Raw genomic sequence first — 1,041 nt, forward strand, 5'->3', positions numbered from 1 at the left:
TAGTCGGGATTGGGAACAGAAGGCATTGCCTGCTCCAACAGCAATGAATGCCAGTAATTCGCCACCTATTTTTTCAACGGGTTCTGTCGTTCAATCAAGAATTAATTTAAAAAATCGTAATTTTAATAATTCTGGTTGGATACATGTTGTTGATAGACATTTACCAGAAGGAGGAGGAACCGGTAGTCAATTTTCTATCTCAAAAAATGAATTAAGAGCATTATTGCAGCATAAAGATGTTGTGTCGGTACCAGTCACACGAAAACGCATATCTATTGAGAAACTTGGTGATGGACACAGCATTTCTCATACAATTTATGAAAGAGTTGTTAAATTAAATAAAAATATTGGATATGACAAATTTAATGGAAATAAACCGACCAATATCATGACCATTCAAACAGACAAATATGGCAATTTAGTAACAACAACACCAGGAAGAATAAAATGAAGAAAAATAGTATTAAAAAATGGACATTAGAAGAAGTTAAGCAATCACTTGATGAATTTAATTGGATTCTACTTAATAATACATTTATTGTTGAATATCTAAAAAAAGAATTTGCAGCTTCAAGTGCATACTGTTTATCTATGCTTCCTGAAGAGGAAGATATATATGAAGTATTGGTAAACGGAAATATTTTGTTAAATTTAGAATTTAATAAACACACAAATGAAATATTTGTTTGCAACACAATTGATATTGATAAATACATAGATTCATTAACTAATGAAGCTGGTAAAAATTTTTTTAGATTGGCAAAAGAAATTGGTAAGCAGCAAAATATCTGATTAAACCTATGGCTAAGAAAGCGAAGCGGATACCATTTCTGCGGTAGGTAGCAGCACGCAGGTAGTGCCGAAGCCGTCGGCAGCCTGAAAGGCGGCGTGCGGATAGATGCCGGCGGCGCCTACCGCCAAACCGGCAGCGATCTTGCCGCCGCCCGCGACATCGACATCAGCGCCCAAAGCGTCGATATCCGCACCGCCGACAATCACGGCTTAAGAACCGTGGATTAAATTATGAATGTAAACAAAGAT

General features: G+C 36.5%; 3 protein-coding genes. All 3 read left to right on the plus strand.

Annotated elements, in window-relative coordinates; all coding sequences use genetic code 11:
- The coding region (locus tag HMPREF3047_RS11350; RefSeq protein WP_210399765.1) for a hypothetical protein at positions 1–451 on the plus strand (451 nt) is incomplete at its 5' end.
- Positions 448–792, plus strand: coding sequence for a hypothetical protein (locus HMPREF3047_RS10010; RefSeq protein ID WP_070713902.1), 345 nt, complete (start codon positions 448–450; stop codon positions 790–792). The genes HMPREF3047_RS11350 and HMPREF3047_RS10010, both read left to right, overlap by 4 nt.
- Positions 793–888: 96 nt before the next feature.
- Entirely contained in the window at positions 889–1,020 is a 132-nt protein-coding gene (locus HMPREF3047_RS11615) for a hypothetical protein (protein WP_283127045.1), read from the plus strand.
- The last annotated feature ends 21 nt before the right edge of the window (positions 1,021–1,041 follow it).

The organism is Neisseria sp. HMSC075C10 (genome assembly GCF_001815615.1).
Taxonomy (GTDB): domain Bacteria; phylum Pseudomonadota; class Gammaproteobacteria; order Burkholderiales; family Neisseriaceae; genus Neisseria; species Neisseria subflava_A.